This is a genomic window from Microvirga sp. P4_G7 (assembly GCF_056401005.1).
Map to the genome: position 1 here is coordinate 1 of NZ_JBFUKD010000579.1, position 2385 is coordinate 2385.

A 2385-nucleotide genomic window follows, 5' to 3' on the forward strand; every position below is an offset into this window, starting at 1 on the left:
CTGCTTGACCGTTTCCACGCGCGCCAACGGCAACATCGGAAACGTCACGATGGAAATCTCCCACAGATCGAGCTTCTCGAGCCGCCGCAATCCGGTCGGCCGTTCGGCGCGCGCCCGGTCGACCCGAAAGCCGATCGAGAGCCCGTCGACGGCGCCGTCGCGCAACAGCGCATGAATATCCCGCGCGCGAGCGACCGCCAGATTGAGCCGCCCCCGCACGCGAAGGCCCTTACGGTCCTCCTCGATGGCGAGCCAGCGCCCGATCGGCTCGCACGGATCGTGCTGCCACAAAAGCCGCACATCGGCGGCTGCGCGTTTCTTCAGGCTCTCGGCGAAGGCTCCCGGGATCACCACGTCACGCCCGAGATCGGGGATGCCGAAGAGACTGGCGTAACCTTCGAACACGCCGTCGGTCGCGACCGCGCGGACCGGCTCGGCGACCAGTTTCAATTCCCGCGCGAGAGGCGGGACATGGCATGTCATTGGGCATCTCCCCGAACGGGCTTGGATGGACGCTGTCCGAGTTTTTCGAGTTGGCGCACGAAATCCCGAAACACGAGAGCGGGCTTGTGCTGCGCATCCCGCGACGTCTTCGGCTTTCGAGCGACGCGCGTCGACGTTCGTGTCATGATTCAATCTCCCGAGTGTCGATGGTTGAAGAGCGCGAGCTCGCGGACGAAATCGTCGAAGCGCCTGTTCGCCGCGAAAAGATCGCGCAGGGTTGCCGCAAGCAAAGTCGAAGCACCGCCGGCCCAGATGAAGAGCGCGAGATGAGCGAGGTCACCGCGCAGAATGATCGCTTCGGTCACCCGGTCGATGATGTTCATGATTGTTTCCAATGCGGACGAGGATTCGATCGAGGCGCGAGAGCCGACCTCAAGCGGCCGTTGATCGGCCGTATCCCACCGCCTCCCGTTTTTCGTCCTCGCTCAAGAACGTTGCTGCGGTGACACGGCGCCACAGGCTCTCGCGCTCGGTCGCCAGAGCTTCGATGGCATCGAGGTCGGGTTCCAGCCGCAACGCGTCGCCAAAGATCGGCGAAAGCCAATGACACAAGGATTCAGCCGTTCGCTTGGCCAGGGGAATGACGGTCTGGCGATAGAACGCGCGATTGGCCTCCGCGTAGTTCGCATGCGTGCTGTCTCCCGGCAGACCGAGAAGCAAGGGCGGTACGCCGAAAGCGAGTGCGATCTCCCGCGCGGCTCCGGCTTTGGCCTCGACGAAATCCATTTCCTTCGGCGACAAGGAGAGCGGTTTCCAATCGAGCCCGCCTTCCAGCAAGAGCGGTCGGCCTGCATTCGCCGCGCCCTGATAGTTCGTTTCGAGCTCGTCCTTCAGACGGTCGAACTGCGCATCGCTGAGGGAGGCTTGCCCCACGACGAGAGCGCCGCAGGGCCGCGCGGCGTTGTCGAGCAGCGCCTTGTTCCATGCGCCGGCGGCGTTGTGGATATCGAGCGCGGTCGCGGCGGCTTCCATCGGCGCGAGGCCATAATGATCGTCGGTCGGATGAAACTGAGTCAGATGCAGGATCGGCGACGGATCACCGGCTGCATGAGCAAACCGGACATTCTGCGTACCCACCGTGTACTCGAAGGCGGCGGGCCAACCGTCGCTGCCGGGAACGATACGCATCCGATCCGGACGCAACGCATGAAGCTCGCGCGGAATACCGTCGACGAAGACGGCCTCCACATAGGCGTTCCCGGAAACGAGAAGATGTCCATAAACGCTCTCGAGAAAACGCTGCCGACCCTCGCGCGCGTTCGGCCGTTGGAGCAGCGCGAGGAGCGGATGTTCGTCCGCTGCTTTTGTCCCGACCATCAATGTCAGCGGAATCGCGGCGGCGGCTTCGGCGAGAAGGCGCACCGAGCGATGAACGACCGCGTTCTTTTGAAAGCCTTCTCGGGCGAGCGTCGCATAATCTCGTGGCGTCCAAAGCGCGCGACCGCCGATATAGAACGCCACCGCGCTCAAGGCACGCGAAGCCTTGGCCTCGGGCGCGGCCCGAAGCAAACGTGTCAACAGATTGGGCATGAAAACTCCGGCGATCAGAAAATCGAAACGTCGTCGCGTCGCTGAAGCGCACACGGCCGCGAGGCGCCGGCTACAGCATCCGAACGCGTGGTTCGCAGGCGCGCAGCATCAGTTCCGTGAGCGCCCAGACCAATGCATCCAGACGGTCCGGCGAACGGTTGGACGTCAGCCCGGTCGGGCCGAAATCGCACAGCTCGTCCTCGAGCTCCGGCAACGGACCCACATGGTGCACGCGGCCTTGCGCATAGAGCACGGAGACCGGTTCGGCGCGCAGATATTTTCCGCGCGTGGCGCGCACGGATTTCACCGGAACGCTGCGATCGACTTCGTTGATCACGCTCGTCACCATGT

General features: G+C 63.8%; 5 protein-coding genes. All 5 read right to left on the bottom strand.

Annotated features, from left to right (window positions below):
• Positions 1-483 (bottom strand): HK97 family phage prohead protease (locus AC1DT3_RS18170; protein ID WP_477466631.1); only part of this gene is annotated, 483 nt, incomplete at its 3' end.
• Positions 480-629, bottom strand: coding sequence for a hypothetical protein (locus AC1DT3_RS18175; protein WP_477466632.1), 150 nt, complete (start codon positions 627-629; stop codon positions 480-482). The genes AC1DT3_RS18175 and AC1DT3_RS18170, both read right to left, overlap by 4 nt.
• A 3-nt stretch (positions 630-632) precedes the next feature.
• Positions 633-827 carry a hypothetical protein gene (locus AC1DT3_RS18180; protein WP_477466633.1) on the bottom strand — a complete coding sequence of 65 codons (195 nt, stop codon included), beginning with the start codon at positions 825-827 and terminating at the stop codon, positions 633-635.
• A gap of 49 nt (positions 828-876) precedes the next feature.
• Complete coding sequence (locus tag AC1DT3_RS18185) at positions 877-2034, bottom strand: phage portal protein (RefSeq protein WP_477466634.1); 1158 nt, start codon at positions 2032-2034, stop codon at positions 877-879.
• A 70-nt stretch (positions 2035-2104) separates the two neighbouring features.
• Positions 2105-2385 (bottom strand): phage terminase large subunit family protein (locus tag AC1DT3_RS18190; RefSeq protein ID WP_477466635.1); only part of this gene is annotated, 281 nt, incomplete at its 5' end.

Excerpts from the sequence above, each read along its gene's own strand:
- AC1DT3_RS18185 (WP_477466634.1), bottom strand. The coding sequence starts at position 2,034 with ATGCCCAATCTGTTGACACGTTTGCTTCGGGCCGCGCCCGAGGCCAAG.
- AC1DT3_RS18175 (WP_477466632.1), bottom strand. The coding sequence starts at position 629 with ATGACACGAACGTCGACGCGCGTCGCTCGAAAGCCGAAGACGTCGCGG.
- AC1DT3_RS18180 (WP_477466633.1), bottom strand. The coding sequence starts at position 827 with ATGAACATCATCGACCGGGTGACCGAAGCGATCATTCTGCGCGGTGAC.